The sequence below is a fragment of the Streptomyces sp. 3-6 genome (genome assembly GCF_056323165.1).
Map to the genome: position 1 here is coordinate 63,765 of NZ_JBWHZP010000017.1, position 19,214 is coordinate 82,978.

The 19,214-nt window shown below is 75.1% G+C and carries 18 protein-coding genes; 9 read left to right on the forward strand and 9 right to left on the reverse strand.

Annotated features, from left to right (window positions below; translation table 11 throughout):
• The first annotated feature begins 5 nt into the window (after positions 1-5).
• Positions 6-683, forward strand: coding sequence for a 4'-phosphopantetheinyl transferase family protein (locus AC02VZ_RS21140; RefSeq protein ID WP_476476148.1), 678 nt, complete (start codon positions 6-8; stop codon positions 681-683).
• A gap of 306 nt (positions 684-989) precedes the next feature.
• Here AC02VZ_RS21140 and AC02VZ_RS21145 read toward each other — a convergent pair whose 3' ends face one another.
• The 3 genes from AC02VZ_RS21145 to AC02VZ_RS21155 form a co-directional block, all read right to left on the reverse strand.
• Entirely contained in the window at positions 990-1,226 is a 237-nt protein-coding gene (locus AC02VZ_RS21145) for a hypothetical protein (protein WP_476476118.1), read from the reverse strand.
• Between the two features lie 516 nt (positions 1,227-1,742).
• On the reverse strand, positions 1,743-2,282 hold the full coding sequence (locus AC02VZ_RS21150; protein WP_432055347.1) for a toxin-antitoxin system, toxin component: 540 nt from the start codon (positions 2,280-2,282) through the stop codon (positions 1,743-1,745).
• 31 nt (positions 2,283-2,313) lie between these two features.
• Complete coding sequence (locus tag AC02VZ_RS21155) at positions 2,314-2,970, reverse strand: helix-turn-helix domain-containing protein (RefSeq protein ID WP_476476119.1); 657 nt, start codon at positions 2,968-2,970, stop codon at positions 2,314-2,316.
• 223 nt (positions 2,971-3,193) lie between these two features.
• Between AC02VZ_RS21155 and AC02VZ_RS21160 the strand changes: the two genes are divergently transcribed.
• From AC02VZ_RS21160 to AC02VZ_RS21180, 5 genes are all read left to right on the forward strand, one after another.
• Positions 3,194-3,862, forward strand: a complete 669-nt coding sequence (locus tag AC02VZ_RS21160) for an MmyB family transcriptional regulator (RefSeq protein ID WP_476476120.1) — start codon at positions 3,194-3,196, stop codon at positions 3,860-3,862.
• Between the two features lie 226 nt (positions 3,863-4,088).
• Positions 4,089-4,415 carry a ferredoxin gene (gene fdxA / locus AC02VZ_RS21165; RefSeq protein ID WP_432055350.1) on the forward strand — a complete coding sequence of 109 codons (327 nt, stop codon included), beginning with the start codon at positions 4,089-4,091 and terminating at the stop codon, positions 4,413-4,415.
• Between the two features lie 6 nt (positions 4,416-4,421).
• A complete protein-coding gene (locus tag AC02VZ_RS21170) occupies positions 4,422-5,138 on the forward strand; it encodes a helix-turn-helix transcriptional regulator (protein ID WP_432055351.1) in 717 nt (238 codons plus the stop codon).
• A gap of 167 nt (positions 5,139-5,305) precedes the next feature.
• A complete protein-coding gene (locus AC02VZ_RS21175) occupies positions 5,306-5,734 on the forward strand; it encodes a hypothetical protein (RefSeq protein ID WP_432055352.1) in 429 nt (142 codons plus the stop codon).
• Between the two features lie 504 nt (positions 5,735-6,238).
• Positions 6,239-6,871, forward strand: coding sequence for a TetR/AcrR family transcriptional regulator (locus tag AC02VZ_RS21180; RefSeq protein WP_432055353.1), 633 nt, complete (start codon positions 6,239-6,241; stop codon positions 6,869-6,871).
• Between the two features lie 192 nt (positions 6,872-7,063).
• Here the strand turns inward: AC02VZ_RS21180 and AC02VZ_RS21185 are convergent, their stop codons facing one another.
• Positions 7,064-8,107 carry a DUF2510 domain-containing protein gene (locus AC02VZ_RS21185; protein WP_432055354.1) on the reverse strand — a complete coding sequence of 348 codons (1,044 nt, stop codon included), beginning with the start codon at positions 8,105-8,107 and terminating at the stop codon, positions 7,064-7,066.
• Positions 8,108-8,774: 667 nt separating this feature from the next.
• Between AC02VZ_RS21185 and AC02VZ_RS21190 the strand changes: the two genes are divergently transcribed.
• Both AC02VZ_RS21190 and AC02VZ_RS21195 read left to right on the forward strand, forming a co-directional pair.
• Positions 8,775-10,217, forward strand: a complete 1,443-nt coding sequence (locus AC02VZ_RS21190) for an RNA polymerase subunit sigma-70 (protein ID WP_476476121.1) — start codon at positions 8,775-8,777, stop codon at positions 10,215-10,217.
• A 155-nt stretch (positions 10,218-10,372) separates the two neighbouring features.
• Complete coding sequence (locus AC02VZ_RS21195) at positions 10,373-13,066, forward strand: ATP-binding protein (protein WP_476476122.1); 2,694 nt, start codon at positions 10,373-10,375, stop codon at positions 13,064-13,066.
• A 308-nt stretch (positions 13,067-13,374) separates the two neighbouring features.
• Here the strand turns inward: AC02VZ_RS21195 and pcaDC are convergent, their stop codons facing one another.
• Genes pcaDC through pcaH form a run of 4 tightly spaced genes read right to left on the reverse strand, consistent with a single transcriptional unit; the run spans position 13,375 to position 17,247 of the window.
• Positions 13,375-14,499, reverse strand: a complete 1,125-nt coding sequence (pcaDC, locus tag AC02VZ_RS21200) for a bifunctional 3-oxoadipate enol-lactonase/4-carboxymuconolactone decarboxylase PcaDC (protein WP_476476123.1) — start codon at positions 14,497-14,499, stop codon at positions 13,375-13,377.
• Positions 14,496-15,842 carry a 3-carboxy-cis,cis-muconate cycloisomerase gene (gene pcaB, locus AC02VZ_RS21205; RefSeq protein WP_476476124.1) on the reverse strand — a complete coding sequence of 449 codons (1,347 nt, stop codon included), beginning with the start codon at positions 15,840-15,842 and terminating at the stop codon, positions 14,496-14,498. Before pcaB ends, pcaDC begins: the two co-directional genes overlap by 4 nt.
• Complete coding sequence (gene pcaG / locus AC02VZ_RS21210) at positions 15,839-16,465, reverse strand: protocatechuate 3,4-dioxygenase subunit alpha (protein ID WP_476476125.1); 627 nt, start codon at positions 16,463-16,465, stop codon at positions 15,839-15,841. The genes pcaB and pcaG overlap by 4 nt, the downstream gene beginning before the upstream one ends.
• Positions 16,462-17,247, reverse strand: coding sequence for a protocatechuate 3,4-dioxygenase subunit beta (gene pcaH, locus AC02VZ_RS21215; RefSeq protein ID WP_432055360.1), 786 nt, complete (start codon positions 17,245-17,247; stop codon positions 16,462-16,464). Before pcaH ends, pcaG begins: the two co-directional genes overlap by 4 nt.
• A gap of 343 nt (positions 17,248-17,590) precedes the next feature.
• On the opposite strand from pcaH, the gene AC02VZ_RS21220 reads away from it, so the two are divergent.
• Positions 17,591-18,088 carry a MarR family winged helix-turn-helix transcriptional regulator gene (locus AC02VZ_RS21220; RefSeq protein WP_476476126.1) on the forward strand — a complete coding sequence of 166 codons (498 nt, stop codon included), beginning with the start codon at positions 17,591-17,593 and terminating at the stop codon, positions 18,086-18,088.
• A gap of 121 nt (positions 18,089-18,209) precedes the next feature.
• Here the strand turns inward: AC02VZ_RS21220 and AC02VZ_RS21225 are convergent, their stop codons facing one another.
• On the reverse strand, positions 18,210-19,151 hold the full coding sequence (locus AC02VZ_RS21225) for a DUF3048 domain-containing protein (RefSeq protein WP_476476127.1): 942 nt from the start codon (positions 19,149-19,151) through the stop codon (positions 18,210-18,212).
• Between the last annotated feature and the right edge of the window lie 63 nt (positions 19,152-19,214).

Sequence of the window (19,214 nt, forward strand, 5' to 3'; positions counted from 1 at the left end):
CCGGGGTGATCGAGCAGCTGCTGCCGCCCGCCGTGGCCGTCGAGGAAGCCTACGGGGAGGAGGGCGCCGACGCCCCGCTGTACCCGCAGGAGGCCGCCTGCGTGGCGCGCGCGGTCGACAAGCGGCGCCGGGAGTTCACCGCCGTACGGCACTGTGCCCGCCGTGCCATGGAGCGGCTGGGGGTGCCCGCGCAGCCCGTGGTGCCGGGGGAGCGGGGTGCCCCCCGCTGGCCCTCCGGGCTGACCGGCAGCATGACCCACTGCGCCGGGTACTGTGCGGCGGCCCTGGTCCGGGCCGACGACCTGGCCTCCGTCGGCATCGACGCCGAGGTGCACGGGCCGCTGCCCGAGGGAGTGCTGCCCTCGGTGTCCCTGCCGCAGGAGGCGGAACGGATCGGGCGGCTCGGCCGGGACCGGCCCGAAGTGCACTGGGACCGGCTGCTGTTCAGCGCGAAGGAGTCCGTCTACAAGGCGTGGTTCCCGCTCACCGGCACGTGGCTCGACTTCATGGAGGCCGACATCGAGCTGTTCCCGGATCCCGGTGAGGTCACCCGCGGCGGGTTCCGGGCCGAACTGCTCGTCCCCGGGCCCCGGGTGGGGGGACGCACCGTGGGCTCCTTCGACGGGCGCTGGACGGCCGCCCGCGGCCTGGTCGCCACAGCGGTGGCGGTGCCGCACGGCTGACACCGGGGCACGGCCGCCCCGCAGGTCACTGAGTGGCGTGCCACCGAGTCGAGTGCCGCTGAGCGGCCGGGTCGTGCCGCCGCGTGCCGCTGAGCGGCTGCGCCGTGGAGCCGTCGGAGGGCGCGTCGTCGGTCGGAGTCTGTCGGAGTCGGGCGGCCGTGCGCGGCCCCGGCGACGGAACCGGGGCCGCGCACGCTGTCGCGCCCGCACCAGTGGCGTCGGCGCCACGGCGGCCGGGACGTGAGGGCCGGGTGCCGAGTACCGAGCCGAGGCCTCGTCACCGGTGGGGCCGCACCGGGACGGGGGTCACGCTGAGGGGCACCACGCGCGCAGCATGTGGAAGAACTCCTCCTCGTTGCCGCTCAGTCCGGCCCGCGCGAGCGCGGTCTCCGCCTCCGCCAGGACGGACGGCGGGACGACGGAAGGCGGCACCGGTCCGGTCGGTCCGCTCGGCGTGTCGAAGGTGGCGCGCACCGTGTGCAGCAGGCGCAGATAGGCCTGGACGGCGGTGCGCTCGCGGTCGGTCAGTACGGCGGACGGCATCGCTCGGCTCTCCCCGTGTCGTGATCGTCGGTCCGGTGCTCCGCACAGCGGGAGCACCCCTCCAGCTTGCCGCCCACCACTGACAACAGGGCGGCGCCGCACGCCGATTCGCCCACCCGGCGGAGACCCTCACGCCCAGCACAGCGGACGCCGGGGGCTCACGCGCCGGAGTGCACGACCGCTCACGCCCCGCCGGGCTGCCCCGTCGACCGGAAGTCACGGCCCCCACGAACCGCACGGCGTCCACGGCCCCCACGGCGTCCACGGCCCCCACGGCGGTGCGACGGCACCGAGGTGACATCGGCACCCGGATGAGGTCTGCGTACCGGCGGCACGGAGGGTCCCGGGGCCGTGGGCAGGAGGGAGCGCGTTCCACCCTCGTCAGCCTGGGCCTGGGCCTGGGCCGGAGCCGCTACGGCGGGCCGGAGCCGGAGCCGGAGCCGGAGCCGGAGTCGCAGCGCCGGCCGCGCCCTGGGCCGGTCCGGAGGGGGCGGACGGCCGGCCCGCGCACCGTGCTCAGCCCTGCGGACCCAGGTACCCCAGGGACGCCTCGATCCGCCCCGCCAGGTGGTCCCGCTGCACCGGGCCGCGCAGCGACGAACCCGCCAGCCAGGTACGGCACTTGCTGGCCAGGAGGAGGCCGAACGCCTCCGCCTCCTTCTCGTCGGCCAGATCGAAACGGGTGCGGGCCGCGACCTTCACCACCGTCGCGCGGAGGGCGTCCTCGTCGGGGTCCTCACCGAGCAGCCGGGTGGCGACCTCGGCGCCCGCCACGTGGTGCCCGCAGTGTCCGGCCTTCATGTGCCACAGCTCGTGGCCGAGGATCACCAACTGGTGGGCGGGGGCGGTGCGTTCCTCGATCACGACGAGGTCCCGGTCGGCCATGTCGAGCCACAGCCCGCTCGCGGTGCCGGGCGGGAACGCGACCATGCGGAACTGCACCGGACGTCCGCGCCGCCTGCTCATCGCCGCGCACAGCGCGCCGTAGAGGTCGGCGGGCCGAGCCGGGACAGGGAGCGTCAGCTCCGCGACCAACTCGCCGCACAGGCGGCGCATTTCCCTACCGATGCCCACAGTTCTCCCCAGATCACGACTCGGGTCGCTTGACGCTTTCCAGGAGCATGTCCAGCCACTCCGCGACCTTGTCCCGGTGCTGGTCGGTGGGCAGTTGCGCGGCCCGCCACGCGATCCCGCGCACCCCGTGGTCCTGCAACAGCCGCTCCAACGGGTCGTCGTCGGCGGCGGCCGACTCGCGCTCCCGGTCGGCCAGCTTCTGGAGCAGTTCCTGCTCGGTGTGCTGAAGGGTGCCCGCCAGCGCCTCCGGGTCCTCTGCCGTGAGAAAACCGGCGTGGACCCGGAAGAACCGCTGGATGGCGTCGCAGTGCTCCATGGTGGGGCGCCGGTCCCCGTTGATGAGGGCACCGGCCTGTTGACGGGACATGCCGGCGCCGTCGGCGATCTCCTGCTGGGTGTACTTCCGGCCGTTCGGCTTGAGCCGGGTGCGGCGCAACAGGTCCAGCCGCTGCAGGAAGCGCGCCTGCACGTCGCGTTCCCCGGCCGGACGGCCGCTCAGCAGGGCTTTGACCACGGACTCCGGTACCCCGGAGGCGGTGGACAGCCGGCAGGTGTCGAAGACTTCGGCGTGGGGAACACCGAGCCGGTCGGCGAGTGCGGCGACGCGGGCGACGACGGCCGGCAGCGCGGTCGTCGGCGCGGTGTCCGGACCCTCGAAGCCACCCGTCACCGGCAGATCTCCTACGTCTCTCACAGGCTTCTCACAACCCGTCGCCGTGAACTTCACGGAGACTAGCCGGTGCTTCGAACTCACATCCAGGTCTCGCCACAACTGTGGCCAATTTCAGCCGTCAACCGGCACGGAATGCCACGATAGTTGACATGCTCGGGCGGCGGGCAGCAGGATCGGGGCGCCGCGTCAGGGCCGCACAGGCAAGAGGGGTGACCTCCCGATGGCACATCAGGCAGCAGGAGGGCGGCGGCAGGCACCGCGGCTCGTCCCCGGCACGTCCGAGGCACGCGCGTACCTCGCGGACTACGCCGCGTACCTCGAAGCAGTCCCCTTCCCGTCCCTCGTGGTCGACCGGCGGTGGGACGTGCTCCTGACCAACGGCCCCTTCCGGTCACTGTTCCGGCAGGTCGAGGCGCACCCGACCGCTATGCCCGACGACAACTTCCTTCGCTTCGTCCTCTTCCACCCGGACGCCGCCACGGTGCTGGGGGAGCACGAGGCGAGCTGGTGCCTGCCGATGCTGGCCCACTTCGCGCGGACCGTCGAACACGGCGCCCCCGACCCCGGTCTCCAGGCCATCCGCCGCGACATCGCGGAGGACCCGATCATGGAGGTCGCCTACCGGCACGGCGTGCCGCACTGGCTGCGGGTGGTGGGTGAGGGCGCCGCCGAGCAGGACGGCGCGGTGCGTCCGCTGATCCATCCCGATCCGCGCTGGGGTGCCACCGACTGCCGGATCGTCGTCGAGACGACCCCGGCCCTGGAGGAGTTGGACTGCACCCGGCTCACCCTGGTCCTGCGGGACGCCCGCCGTCCGTCCGCCGCCACGACGGGGCGCGGCCCCCGGCGCGGTGCGGCCCACCTGAGGGTCGTGCCCGCCGCGGACTGACGGTGCTCCCGGGTCCGCCGCCTCTCGGAGGGCGCCACCGGTCGGACGGTCGGACGGTCGGGCGGGGGCCGGTTCGGTCGCATCACCTCCCGGGGTCCGCGGGGACGAGCCAGGGCGGGGCGGGCTGGAGCGGGCGAGTCGGCGTGAGGTGAGTCGGGTCGGGACGGGGCGTGCCGGGTCGTGATTTCTCCATGTAGAATTCGGAGAAATTCCGGAGGAGGTCGCCGTGACCTACGTGATCGCCCAGCCCTGCGTCGACGTGAAGGACAAGGCGTGCGTCGAGGAGTGCCCCGTCGACTGCATCTACGAGGGCCGGCGCTCCCTCTACATCCACCCGGACGAATGCGTCGACTGCGGGGCCTGTGAGCCCGTCTGCCCGGTCGAGGCGATCTTCTACGAGGACGACACCCCCGCCGAGTGGCGGGACTACCACCGGGCCAACATCGAGTTCTTCGACGAGCTCGGGTCGCCCGGCGGCGCCGGCAAGCTGGGGCTGATCGAACGCGACCACCCACTGATCGCCGCACTGCCCCCGCAGAACGGACAGGGGTGAGCCGTCGTGGCGCACGACCGCGCGGACGACCCGGCGACTCCCCGTCGTCGCGCCCTGCTGGCAGTGCTGCGTGAGGCCGAGGGGCCGCTCGGCGTCGGGGAGATCGCCCAGCGGATGGGGGTCCACACCAACACGGTCCGCTTCCACCTGGACGCCCTCGTGACCGCTGGGGCGGTGGAAGGCATCGTGGAACCCGCCTCCGGCCGGGGCCGCCCCCGCACCGTCTACGCGCCCCGACGCGGCATGGACCGGGGCGGGCACCGCGAGTACCTGTTGCTCGCCCGGATCCTGCTCAGCCGTCTGGCCGCGGACGAGGAGGGCGCCGCACCGGCCGCCGTCGAGGCGGGCCGGGCCTGGGGCAGTCACCTCGTGCCCTCCGCCCCGCCCTTCCGCGCCGTGGACGCCCATGAGGCCGTCGACCGCCTCACCGGCCTCCTCGCCGACCTCGGCTTCGCCCCGGAGCCCGGGAGTGCCGGACCGGACCACCGGCCCGCGGCCGCGTCCCCCGACGGGCCGGAACCCGACCGGGTGCTGCTGCGGCACTGCCCCTTCCTGGAACTCGCCGAGGAGTACGGGGACGTCGTCTGCCCGCTCCACCTCGGCCTCATGCAGGGCGCGTTGGAGCAGCTGCGGGCCCCGGTGGCGGCCGTCCGGCTGGAGCCGTTCGCCGAACCGGACGTCTGCGTCGCCCACCTCGCGGCCGCCCCCCTGGCCAGCCCCTAGCCAGCCCCTGTCGTCGTCACCTTCCGGTCCGCCGTGCGGCGTCGTGCCCGCACTCCCGGACCAGGACCTGTCGCAGTTCGCCGCGAACCGCCACACATCGCCATCAACCGTCATCAGCAGTCATGGGCCGTCATGGACCGGTGGAGAGTAGAAGGAGCGTTACGGACGTGAACACCACATCAGCGGCGGTGGCCGGGGCCGCCGTCTTCGTCTGGCTCGGCATGGTGCTGGCGATCTCCTTCCTGGAGGCCCCGCTCAAGTTCCGCGCCCCCGAAGTGACCGTCCCGCTCGGGCTCGGCATCGGCCGGATCGTCTTCCGGGCCCTCAACATGGCCGAGGCCCTCCTCGCGGCCGTCGTGCTGGTGGCGGTGGCGGCGGGGGGTCCGGGGACCGGGGTGGTCGTGGCGACGGCCGCGGTGGTGGCGGTGCTGGCCGTGCAGCTCGGTGTCGTGCGGCCGAGGCTCAACCGGCGCTCGGACCGGGTGCTCGCCGGCGAGCAGGTTCCCCGGTCCACCGCGCACTGGTACTACGTGGCGCTCGAAGTCATCAAGGTGGTGGGCCTCCTGATCCTCGGCGTCCTCCTGCTCAGCGCCTGAGTCCGCCTGCCGCGGTGAACGGCGCGGCACGGCCGCGGGTCCCGTCCCGCCGTACGGCCGGGGGCGGGACCCGTCGTCGTCGTACCGCTCCCACGGCCGGTGTCAGGGGTACCCGCCACCGGATACGGCGCCCTGGCCGGTGTCCCTTGGCCCGGGTCCCGTGGCGGGTGCCGTCGGACCGGGCGACGTCCTGCCCGCGTACCGGTATGTCCGCGTGTCGACATAGCCACGTACCGACGCGCCCGCGTGCCTGACGCGCCCGCGCACTGAGACGCCGCGCGCCGAGACGCCGGGCACCGATACGCCGGGGACCGATACGGCCGCGTTCCGGTACACTTGCGTTTCGATGGTGCGAACCGGGCTTCGGGCCCGGGAACCGCATCCGTGCACGGACCGGTGCACACGAGGGCGAACGCACTGACGCACGACCGCACGAACGCACGGAACGAGAGGCGCACGACCGGGGCGCAGGTCACCCCAGGTAGGGCCGGAGGAGTCGAACCCATGACGTCGCAGGCCCTGCCCCCGGCGGGATCGGCCGGTGCCGAGCGGCGTTCCAAGATCACGCCGGAGCGTGAGCAGGAGTTCTTCGACGCGGTGCTGGAGCAGATCCGGGAGTCCGGCTACGACGCGGTGACCATGGAAGGCGTCGCGGCGCGCACCCGGTCCAGCAAGTCCACGCTCTACCGGCAGTGGGGGACCAAACCCCGGTTCGTCGCGGCCGCCCTGCGCTCCAGCCCACGGGCGCGGCTGGCCGGCATCGACACCGGGACGCTCGCCGGGGACCTGCGCGAGGCCGCGCGGCTGGCCGGTGAGTGGTCGACGCGGGACACCCCGCTGCTCCAGGCGCTCGCCCACGCGGTCACCCGGGACCGGGAACTGGCCCGGGCGTTGCGCGAGGCCCTGGTCGACCCGGAGGTCGCCGCCCTGGAGGAGATCCTGCGCCGCGGCGTCGAGCGGGGCGAGGTCGAGGCCGGCAACCCGGCCCTGGCCCACGTGCCGGCGCAGATCTTCGGCGTGCTGAGGGGCCGGCCCCTGCTCGAGGGCCGCCATGCCGACCCGGAGTACCTGCTCGCTTTCGTGGAGGCGTCCGTGCTGCCGGTCCTGGGCCTCACTCCGGGCGGGCTCCGGAAGTAGCGTCGCCCGGCGGGCGGGACGTCCGACACAGCTCCAGACCCGGGGCGCCGTCATCGGGATGACCGGACGGCGGCCCGACCGCGCCGCACCGTGGGGACGGGGGCGGCGCGCACCCCCCGGCCGGGTGGGTGCCCTTTGAGCGGAGGGGCACCCACCCGGCCGTCGTGGGCCGGGGAGCCCACGGGCACGGGGTCAGACCTCCTGCCCCGTTCCGCCGCCGCCCTTCGCCGCCTCGATGCCCCGGGTGATCTCGTCGATGACGCTCGGCTTCTGGTCGGCGTCGACCCCGGCCCGCACCACGACGATCTGCCGGGGCCGCGTGGGGGAGGGGAAGGCCAGCGACTGGACGTACCCGTCGGACCCCTTGCTGGTGACCGCCTTCCAGCGCACCAGATAGCCCTTCTGCCCGGCCACGGTGACCGCCTTCGACTCGAGCACGTCGTGCGAGGTGATCTTCCCGTACGACGACCCGCCGTAGGACTCCTCGGCGTTCACGGCGATGTCGGCCTTGGCGACCTCCTCGGCCGTGGAACCCCGGGTCCCGAGAGCCACCGCGGGAGCCGAGTAGGCGCCGCCCTTGACGCAGGTCCTGGAGGTGTCGCCGGGGCAGTCGTAGGAGTCCTTCGAGGACACCTGGGCGCCGGCCCCCATCTCCTGGCCGTACCAGCCGTCCGGGATGGGCAGGCTGATGCCGCTCAGCGCGTCGGTCACCGACCCGCTCTCGATGCGGGGCGGCTCGCCCCCGTCCGGCCCGGGCCCCTCCCCGTCGGAGCCGCCCGATCCGCCGTCCTCCCGGTCGCCCGGCGCGCGCTCCCGGTCTCCGGGGCCCTGCGAGGTCGTCGGACCGCCGCGCCCGTTGTCGGTGAGGACCCACACGCCGACGCCGACGCTCGCGAGCAACGCCACCGCCGCGGCCATGGCTATGCCGATCCGCAGGCCGCGCCCGCGGCGGGGCGGCGGCGCGACCGGGTACGCCGGGTAGCCCGGGTGCATCGGGTAGGGCGCGGTGGCCGGGGCGTGAGGCCCCGCGACCGGTCCGCCCGCAGGGCCCGGCCCTCCGGCCGGCGGGGGCGCCGGGGCCGCAGCGAGCGGGGTCGGCGGGGTCCAGCCGCCGGCCTGCTCCGCCGGGCGGACCCGGTCCGTCCAGGCACTGCCGTCCCACCAGCGTTCGGTGGTTGGTCCGTTTTGCGTCTGCCCGGGGTCGGGATACCAGCCGGGGGGAGTCACCTGCGTCATGTCCCCACCGTATGAGGCGTCGGTGAAAGCGGGATGAGAGACGCCCCCGGGAACCTCCGGGCTCCGTCCTGTGCGGTCGCCCTCGGCGCACGGCCGGCCGCCCTCCGTCTCCACTCCGCCTGCCGTTCCCTTCCTCCCCACCTGGTCAGCCGCCCCCGATCCATCGCTCGCCCGCCGGTCCCGCCCTGGTGCGGAACACCTCACCGACCGCTGCACCATGGACCCCGCCACCATCCCGGACGGACGCCCCGCCGGCTCCGGTCGGGACGCCGCCCCGGCCGGCCCCGCGGCACCTCCGCCGGCTGCCCACCCCCCCGGCACCCGTGCCGGAACTCCCGATCGCCGTCGCGCTCGCCGCCCCCCGCCGCCGACTCGCAGAAGTGCCCGCACCCGCCGTCGCGAACGCTCCCGGTCAACAGGTCATGGCTCCCTTCGCCCGCACCGGGACCGGAGGAACCCGGACCCGGTACCGCCGCCGGAGACGCGGCAGGCCACCGGCGGGCCACCGGCGTGCCGGACGGCCCCGGTGGGCCCGCGCAGCCGATCAGGGGAGCCCACCACGACCGAGGCCGCACGCGGGCAGTGCGGCGATGGGCCCCGGTGATGAGTTTTCGCGCCCGCCCCCGTCATACCTGTGTCAGGACACGCGAGCCGGAAGGATGACGTCATGGGCGCGGACACGCGGCGGGAGGAAACGGGCGTGAGCGGTCCGGGCGGGGTCGACGAGCCGGCGTTCTCGGCACGCGCGGAGCGGCACCGGCGGGAACTGCACGTGCACTGCTACCGGATGCTCGGGTCGTTCGAGGACGCCGAGGACGCCGTGCAGGAGACGTTCCTGCGTGCCTGGCGGCGGCGGGAGACCTTCGAGGGCCGGTCGACGTTCCGGGCCTGGTTGTACCGGATCGCCACCCGCGTCTGCCTGGATCTGCTCGCCGCGCGCCGCCCGGAGCCCGCGACCGGCGGTGAGGTGCCGTGGCTCCAGCCCTACCCGGACCGACTGCTCGACGAGCTGCCCGATGACGACGCGGACGAGCCGGAGGCCGTCGCCGTCGCGCGGGAGACGATCGAGCTGGCTTTCCTGGTCGCGGTCCAGCACCTCGCGCCGCGCCCGCGGGGTGTGTTGATCCTGCGGGACGTGCTCGGCCGGCCGGCGAAGGAGGTCGCGGAGATCCTGGGGGACTCCGTCCACTCCGTGAACAGCGCCCTGCAGCGGGCCCGCGCCGGCATGCGGGAGCACCTGCCCGCCGAGCGGCAGGACTGGACCGGCGGCGACGAGGACGCCGCAACGCGTGAGCTGGTGCGCCGCTACACCGAGGCCGGCGTGGCCGCGGACGTCGAGGCGCTCGCCGTGCTGCTGCGTGACGACGTCCGCTGCTCGATGCCGCCCACGCCGGGGCTGTACGTCGGCCGCGACACCGTGGTGAACTACCTGGTCGAGAGCGGCTTCGAGGGCATGCGGGGCCTGCGTGCCGTCCGGACGGCGGTGAACCGGCAACCCGCCCTCGCGTTCTACCAGTGGAGGCAGCGGCAGGGCGCGTACCTGCCGCTGACGATCGACGTCCTGCACGTCACCGGCGGCGCGATCACCGAGATCATCACGTTCCACGACGACCGGTTCCCGCCGCTCGGGCTGCCGGAGCACCTGCCGGGCCGACGGCACGGAGTAGTCCCGGTGCGTACGCCCGCGCTGGGCGGCGGTACGCGCGGCCCCGTGCTCGTGGCGGGACGGCACGCGGTGTTCCGCCACGTCCCCTCGGCCGGGTACGGCAGGAGCGCACGACCCACGACTCCCGGACGCACCCCGTCCCACGCTCGTCGTGGAACGCCACGCCCTGGCCCGGGCCGGAGCCGACACCCGCCGATCCACGCGACGACACGCACCAACCAGCCCCGACACGCGCCGGAACGCGCCGCCACCCGCCGACACGCCCGGGCGGACGACCGCGACGGGGAGGGCGGCGCCCGGCGCACGGACGGAACCGCGCGAGCCCGTGACCGGGCGCCCGGCACGCCGGCCGGGGTGCCGGCCCCTGCACCGGGACGCCGTCGCCCACCGCTTCCCGCGCACATCTGTCGGATCGTCACCATCCGTCCCCTTGACAGAAGTTGATGTTGTGCACCACTGGTGGCGGGCCCGGGCGTCGACCCCTGTACCCCGGACTCACCCGTCCCGGCAACACGTGCCCGGTCCCGCCTCCGTGACGGCGACCGGCCCGCTACGCTCGAGTTGCGTACGTCGTTCGGGCGACTTGGGGAGGTAGCGGGATGACGGAGGTACGGCGGACGGCCGCCGCCTCGGCGTCCCTGTGGGAGCGCGACGAGGAAGTCGCCGCTCTCGCGGAGGCGGTCGACAGCCTGTGCGCGGACCGCTCCTCGTCCGGCAGCCTGCTCGTGCTCCGGGGCGAGGCCGGCCTGGGCAAGACGGCCCTGCTGGCGGAGACCCGGCGCATCGCCGAGCAGCGCGGCTGCACGGTGTGGTCCGCCCGTGGTGGCGAGACGCTGCGGTCGGTGCCCTTCAACGTGGTGCGCCAGCTCCTCCAGCCCGCCCTGGTGTCGATGCTGCCGGAGGAGGCGCGGGAGTACCTCGGCGACTGGTACGACATCGCGGGACCCGCGCTCGGCATAGCGGAGCCCGGTGAGGGCCACGCCGACCCGCAGAGCGTCTGCGACGGACTGGTCGCCGCGGTGACCCGCCTGGCCCGGCGCGACTGGCCGCTGGTGCTGCTGATCGACGACGCGCACTGGGCGGACCAGGAGACGCTGCACTGGCTCGCCGCGTTCGCCGAATGCCTCCAGGACCTGTCCGTGCTGGTCGTCGTCGCCCGCAGGCCCGGTGAGATCTCCGGCGTGGCGGCCCGTCACCTGGACGCCGTCGCCGCCGCGGCCGACCGCCCCACCACCGTCCTCAGCGCCCTCACCCCCGCCGCCGCGGCCGGGCTCACCCGCGCCACCCTGGGCGAGACCGCCGACGCCGCCTTCTGCCGCGAGGTGTGGGCCGTCACCGGCGGCAACCCCTACGAGACCGTCGAACTCCTCGCCAAGGTGCAGGACAGCGAACTGGAGCCGGTCGAGAGCCACGCCGGCGAGCTGCGCGACCTCAACCGGTCGGCCCGCGGCGGCGGCCTCGTCGCCCGCCTGGAGCAGCTCGGCATCGATGTCACCCGCTTCGCCTGGGCGGCCGCCATCCTCGGCACCGACATCACCGTCGACCTGGTGGCCCGCCTCGCCACCCTCGACCCCGACGACGCGACCCGCTGCGCCGAGCGGCTGCGCGCCGCCCGCATCCTCACCACGCCCGACCCGGCGACCGGCCGCTCCGGCCCCGCCGACCTCGAGTTCGTCCACCCGCTGATCGCCACCGCCGTTTACAACTCGATCCCCGACGCGCTGCGGCGCGCGATGCACGGCATCGCCGCCCGCCTCGTCACCGACTCCGCGCTCGGCGCGGCGGCTGCCGCCCGCCACCTGCTCGAAGTGCACCCGGACGACGACGAGGAACTGGTCGCGCAACTGCGGGAGGCCGCCCGCGAACACCTCGCCGTCGGTGCCCCCGACGCCGCCCGCCGCTGCCTGGAACGCGCCCTGGAGGAACCGCCGCGCCCCGAGGTCCACGCGAGCGTCCTCTACGAACTCGGGTGCGCCACCTTCCTCACCGCCCCCGCGCGCACCATCGGCCACCTGCGCACCGCGCTCGGCATGACCGGGCTGGACGACGACCAGCGCGTGGACGCCGTGGTCCGCCTCTCCCAGGCACTGCTCCACAACGACCAGATGGAGGAGGCCGTCCGCACCGTCGAGGCGGAGGCCGCCCGGATGGAGCCCGGCCCCGCCCGGGTGCGGCTGCAGGCCGTGCAGTACATGTGGGAGGGCCTCCACGCCGGGGAGACCACCTCCCCCGACCGCTCCGAACGGCTGGCCGAACTCGCCGCCACCTGCACCGGACGGGACAACTCCGAACGCGCGCTGCTCATCCTGCGCGGATTCGACGCCATGATGCGCGGCGAGAACGCCGAGGAGATCCTGGAACTCGTCGACCGCGCCCTCGTCAACGGCCGCCTCGCACCCGGCATGGGCTGGACCGACTCCGAGTGGGGCGTCGAACTGCTCCTGATGCTGGCCGGTGTCTACGCCTACACCGACCGCCTCGACCGCGCCGAGAGCATGTACAACGAGGCCATGCGCTCCTACGAGTCGGCCGGCTGGAGCGGCGGCCACCTCGCCCTCGCGCACGCGTACGTGGGGCTCGGGCACCGCAGGCGGGGCCGTCTGGTGGCGGCGGAGACGTCCCTGCGGGCGGCCCTGCGCATCGCCGAACGCGTGGGCCGCGGACTGCCCCTGTACTGGACGGCGACCTGCAACCTCGTCGACACGCTCCTCGCCCGCGGCCACGTCGAGGCGGCGCGGCAGGTCGCCGAACGGCACGCCTTCGCCCCGCCCTACCCGTCCACCATCGCGCTCCCCGACCCGCGCTCCGTGCGCGGACGCCTGCTCCTCGCGATGGGCCGCACGAAGGAGGGCATCAACGAACTGGACGCCGCCGGAAAGGCGGCCACCGCCCGCGGCCACCACAATCCCGTGCACGTGTTCTGGGCCGCCGACCTCGCCCGCGCCCTGGCCACCGAGGACCCGGCCCGCGCCGCCCGGCTCGCGGTGGACCTCCGCCGCCGGGCCGAACGCTTCGGCACCGACACCGCGATAGGGGAGGCGCTGCGGGTGGCCGCCGCCCTGGAGACCGGTCAGCGCGCGGTGCGTCTCGCCGGGCAGGCCGTCGCCTACCTGGAGTCCTCCCCCTGCCAGTACGAACACGCCGCGGCGCGCATCGAGTTCGGCGCTCTGGCCCGTTCGGAGGCCGACCTCACCCGGGGGCTGGCGCTGGCGCGCTCCTGCGGCGCGGACGGCCTGACCGCCCGCGCGGAGGCCGAACTGCGCACCGTGACCGCCCGGGTGCCCTCCGGCTGAGGCGGACGACCGACGCCCGCAGAGCAACGCCCGTACGGGCCACCGCGCGTGCCCTTCACCGCCCGCACGGCCCCCTGCACGCACGGCCCCCTCCGCGCACGGCCACCGCGCGCAGAGCCACCGCTCGTACGGCGACCGCTCGTACGGTGAGCGCTCGTAGGGCCACCGGGCCCACGGCCCGCGACGGACAGCGAACGGTCGACTGCCGGGCAGACGGGGGCCGGGGAGGGAACCAAAACCCGTCGGCCCGCCCGCCGCCCGCCCTCCCGCCACGCTCCCGTCCGCCGGCCGCCGGGCCCGGCGCGGGTTCAAGGGCCCTCCGACTGCTCCTCCAGAACCCGCTGCGCCGTCGCGAACGCCGCGTTGGCCGCCGGCACCCCACAGTAGACCGCGGTCTGCAACAGCACCGCGCCGATCTCGTCGGGTGTCAGCCCGTTGCGCAGGGCCGCCCGGACGTGGAGGGCCAGTTCGTCGTGGTGGCCGTGGGCGACCAGCGCCGTGAGGGTGATCATGCTGCGTTCGCGGCGGGTGAGCGTCGGGTCGGTCCAGATCTCGCCCCAGGCGTAGCGGGAGATGAAGTCCTGGAAGCGGGCCGTGAACGGCGTCTGACGCGCCTGCGCCCGGTCCACGTGCGCGTCGCCCAGCACCTCGCGCCGCACGGCCGTGCCCCGGCCGGCGTCGCCGGTGAGGTGGGTGCGCAGGGCGGTGAGCACCGCGTCCGGACGTTCGGCCGGGGCGAGGTGGGACGCGTCGGGCAGCTCGACCAGGGTCGCGCCGGGCACCGCGTCCGCGATCTGGCGCAGGTGCGCGGGCGGGGTCGCCGGGTCCTGCCGGCCCGCGACCAGCAGGGTGGGCGCGGTGATCGAGGCGAGGCGGTCCCGCAGGTCGAAGGCGGCCAGCGCGTCGCAGCAGGCGGCGTACGCGCCGGGGTCGGCCGCGCGGTGGTCCCGGACCAGGCCGGGCACCGTGAAGCCGGGGGTGAACCAGCGGGCGTCGGCGCCGTCGGCGAGTCCGTCCAGTCCCTCGCGCCGAACCAGGGCCGCCCGCTCCCGCCACGGCCGGGCGCCACCGAAGTGCGCCGAGGAGCAGATCACGGCGAGCGTGCTCAGCCGCTCGGGGTGGTGCACGGCCAGGTGCAGTCCCACCGCGCCGCCGAGCGAGACGCCCGCGTACCCGAACCGCTCGATGCCGAGCGCGTCGGCGAGCGCCAGGACCAGCCCGGCCAGGTCGCCGACGGTCGCGCCCGGACCGATCAACTCCGCGGCCGAACCGCCGTGTCCGGGCCAGTCCCAGCGCACCACCCGGCGGAAGGCCGCGAGTTCGGGCGCCACCCGGTCCCACAGCGCGTACGAGGTGCCGAGGGAGGGGCCGAGCAGCAGCGGGGGAGCCGAAGCCGGTCCCTCGGCACGGTGGTGGAGGAGGGGGCCGGTCACGCCCGCTCCAGGGCCTGGTCGGTGAGGACGCCGGCCGCACCGACGGCGTCCTCGGGGTCGGTGGCCCCGGACAGGTCGACGCCCGTCAACTCCGGCTCCTCGGAGAGTAGTTCGCCGAGATCACGGTGCTCCTCGTGGACGCGGCGGGCCAGGCGCGCCAGCAGGTCCCGCGCACGGGCCCGGCCGAGCACCGGGGTCAGTCGGGCGGCCGACCGCTCGGAGGTGATCAGTCCCCGGGTGAGCCCGAGGTTCCGGCGCATGGCCTCCGGGTGGACGCGCAGGCCCTCGGCGAGGTCGGCGGTGTCCCGGGCGGCGCCCCCGGTGAGGCGCAGCAGGTCCCGCAGCGGCTCCCACTCGGCGTGCCAGGCGCCCGCCGGGCGCTCGTCCTCGGCGGCCAGCGACCCGTACAGGGTGGCCGCGAGCTGCGGTGCGCGCCGGGCCGCCGCCGCGACCAGCGTGGCGCGCACCGGGTTCATCTTGTGCGGCATCGCGGACGAGCCGCCGCCGTTGCCCTCGGAGACCTCCGCGATCTCCGTGCGGGACAGCGTGAGCACGTCCGCCGCGGTCTTGCCCAGCGCCCCGGCCGTGAACGCCAGACAGCCCGCCAGGTCGGCGACCGGGGTGCGCAGCGTGTGCCACGGCAGGGCGGGGGCCCGCAGGCCCAGTTCACGGGCGTAGGCGGCGGGCAGGTCGGTCGCGTTCCGTGCCCCGAACGCCGCGAAGGCCGCCAGGGTTCCCGCCGCGCCGCCGAGTTGGGCGGGCAGGGAGTCGCGGGCCGCCGTCACCCGGTCCCGGGCGTCGAGCACCAGCGAGCGCCAGCCGGCGGCCTTGAGGCCGAACGTGGTCGGCACCGCGTGCTGGGTGAGGGTGCGGCCGGGCAGCACGGTGTTCCGGTGCTCGACCGCGAGCCGGGCCAGCGCCCGCTGGGTGCGGCCCAGGTCGTCCAGGACCGGGCCCAGGGCCCGGTGCGCGACCAGCATCATCGCGGTGTCCATGATGTCCTGACTGGTGGCGCCCCGGTGCACGTACGGACCGTGCTCCTCCCCGACGGCCCGGGTGAGGTCCGCGACCAGGGGAATCACCGGGTTGCCGCCGCCGCGGGCCCGTTCGGCGAGCGAGGCGGGGTCGAAGCCGCAGGTGCCGGCCGCCGCCCGGGTCACCGCCGCGGCGGCCTCGGCCGGGGCCAGGCCCAGCGCCGCCTGCGCCCGGGTCAGTGCCGCCTCCGCGTCGAGCAGCGCCCGCAGGAACGCGTCGTCACCGGTCGCGGCGGCGGCCGGCGAGCCGGCCCACCCAGGGCCGAGCAGCCCCGTACCGGACGTGGCACCGGATGCGCTTGATGTCACGAGAACTCCAGGAAGACCGTCTCGCCCTCGCCCTGAAGGCGGATGTCGAAACGGTACGTGCCGTGGCCCTCGTCCACCGCGATCAGCGTGTCGCGGCGGTCCGCGTCGAGCCGGGACAGCAGCGGGTCGGCGGCGAGCGCGGTCGGGTCGCCGGGCAGGTGGATCCGGGTGAACAGGTGGACCAGCAGGCCGCGCGCGAACACGCAGACGCTCAGGTACGGCGCGTTCCGGCCGCGGGCGCCGGGGCGCAGGGTCCGCACGTACCAGTGGCCGTCGGCGTCCGTCTGGGCGCGGCCGAAACCGGTGAACTCCACGCCGTTGCGCCCCAGATGGCCACCGCTCGCCGGGTCCCTGCGCATCGAGCCGTCGACCGAGGGCAGCACGCCCCGCGGGTCCGGCCCCCACACCTCCAGCAGGGCGTCCGGCACGGGCCGGCCCGCGCCGTCGTACACGTACCCGTGCACGGTGACGGTGTCGGGGTGCCCGAGCGGTGCGACGTCCTCGCCGCCGCGGAAGGGCAGCGCGTAGCCGTAGAACGGGCCGACGGTGTGCGACGGGGTGGGCGGCACGGTCTCCGCGCCGCCGTCGGGGGCGTTCCGCGTCGTGGCCGGTGTCCTTGTCATGACCGGTGTCCTTCCTCGGTCCAGGTGGCCCGCGGTCCGTCGAGCACGATGTCCCAGCGGTAGCCGAGGGAGAACTCCGGCACGGACAGGCTGTGGTCGTAGGCCGCGACCAGCCGCTGCCGGGCCGCGTCGTCCGTCACCGACTGCAGGATCGGGTCGTACGGGAAGAGCGGGTCGTGCGGGAAGTACATCTGTGTCACCAGCCGCTGGGTGAAGGCGGTGCCGAACACGGAGAAGTGGATGTGCGCCGGCCGCCAGGCGTTGAGGTGGTTGCGCCACGGATAGGGGCCCGGCCGTACGGTCGTGAACCGGTAGGTGCCGTCCGCGTCGGTGAGGGTGCGGCCCACACCGGTGAAGTGGGGGTCCAGCGGCGCGTCGTGCTGCTCACGCCGGTGGGCGTACCGGCCGGCCGCGTTGGCCTGCCAGATCTCCACCAGCTGGCCGGCGACCGGGCGCCCGGCACGGTCCAGCAGGCGCCCGGAGACGGTGATGCGCTCCCCGACGGGCTCCCCGGTGTGCTGCACGGTGAGGTCGTTGTCGTGCTCGGTGACGTCCCGCTCACCGAAGGCGGGGGAGGACAGCTCGACGAGTTCCGGATCCCTCGCCGCGTCGATGGTGACCGGGGGCCGCAGCGGGTGGCGCAGGGCCGAGGAACGGTAGGGGGCGTAGTCCCGGCGCGGATGGTGCTCCACGGGCGCGCCGTCGGCGATCCGCTGCCGGTAGGCGGCGCGCTCGGCCGCGATCTCCCGGTCGATGTCGGCCTGGGTGAGGGTGTCGGTCATGGGCGGCGTCTCCCTGCGTCGGTCGGGCCGGTCGGCCGCGGCCGGGCGTCGTGGGCGGGGTGGACACGTGACCGAAGTGCTCAGTGCCGCCCGTGCGGGGCCTGCGTGGGGCACGGATGCTCTCCGGCAGATGCTCAGTGCACTGAGGATGTCGGCCGCCGCTCACGCTGCCATCCGGACGAGCGGGGCGTCAAGGGCCTTGTCCGGGAGGCTGGGATCCTCAGGACCGTGGACCATGGCGGCAGCAGGGCGCCCTCACGGGTTAATGTTCCGTGCACAGATCACGCAACGCACGGATCATCCGACGCGGATGATCCCAGTGGATCCGACCGTGGGAGCGCGCATGGCGGCCGTGGACCTCGCCACTCACCCCGGGCACCTGGCCCGGCGGCTCCAGCAGGCGCACCACCTGCTGTGGGCCACGATGGTCTCGGAGGAGATCACCTCGCCGCAGTACGCGGTCCTCAACGCCCTCGTCGCCGAACCGGGCCTGGACCAGCGCACCGTGGGGGAGAGGGTGGGGCTCGACCGGTCGACCATCGCCGACGTGGTCGCCCGGCTCGTGCGCCGCGGCCTGCTCGGCAAGGACCGCGACCCCAGCGACGGCCGCCGCTTCCTGCTGCGCCCGACCGGCGACGGTGAGCGTGTCCACCGCCGGCTGACGGTGCGCACCGCCCGCATGAACCACGTCTTCCTGGCGCCGCTCGACGCCGCCGAGCAGGCGCTCTTCCTCGACCTGCTCCGCCGGGTCGCCGACGCCGCCGAGAGCCTGCGCCACCCGGACGGAAACCACGGCACCGACGGCGACGCGGGCGGCACGGGCGGCGCCGACGGCGGATGACACGTGGGCGACCGGCGATCAGTGGCCGGCGACCGGTGGCTGATTCCGACGTACCCGGATGGTGCGGCCGGCTGCCGGCGGAACGTGCGAGGCACCGCCCGGTGCCGCCGACCGCGCCCGGTCAGGGCGCCGCCGCGTACACCACCCAGACCTGCCCCGGTGCGAAGTTCACCGGCTCGCCCCCGTCGGTGGTGAACGTGGTGCCGTCCTCGGGGGCCGGGCGGCTCCAGTCGACGTCGTGGGCCCGTCCGTCGCGCAGCACCGTGGCCCGGCCGGAGCCGGTGGTCTCGGTGTACGGGGTGTTGTTGCCCAGGAAGTCGCGGTAGTCCGACGGCCGGACGGTCACGTACTGCACCACGACGGTCGCCGGCGCCAGCGGACCGCCCCGCGCGGTGGTCGCCGGGGTGCCGTCCATGGCGACCAGCCAGCCGTCGCGGTCGTCGGACCAGGTGAAGGTGAAGCGGGCCGACGGATAGTCCACCGTCCGGGTCGGCTCCGGTCGGCCGCCGGCGGGGGGCGGGCCCTGCCGGAAGCCGGTGGTCAGGGCGTCCCGCCCGGGCTCCTCGGGCAGCAGGCGTGCCGACCGCAGGTAGAGGTTGTGCGGGGCGGCCCGGTCGGCGCGGCGGACGTACATCCCGGCGGCCGACTCGGGCGTCAGCGGGGTGAGCGGCGCGCTCTCGATCTCCGGCAGCAGTTTGCTCTGCGCTCCCGAGAAGGCCAGGACGGGCTGTTCGAACTGGCGCAGCAGTTCCAGGTCGGACTCCCGGGCGCTGCGCACCGGGCCCACGGACTCCGGGACGCGGGTGGCGTACACCGCCATCAGTCGGCTCAGCCCGCCCTCCACCTGTTCGACGTACACCACGTCGGCGTCCTCCAGGCCCGTGTGGGGCCGGGCCGTACGGGCGTTGTCGAGCTTCACGGCGAGGACCGGGGGGCCGTCCTCGCCGGTCACCGGCGGCTCCTGCCGGACCGGACTGCTGGGCGAGCCCCGGCCGTCGTCGGCGGGGCTGCCGCCGGTGCCCGTGCAGCCCGCCGCCAGACCGGCCGCCGCCGCCACCGCCACGAGCGCCCTGGCGGTCGTCCTGCGCAGTCCGCGCCGCCCGGCCCCTCCGCGCGGCCCGGGGCG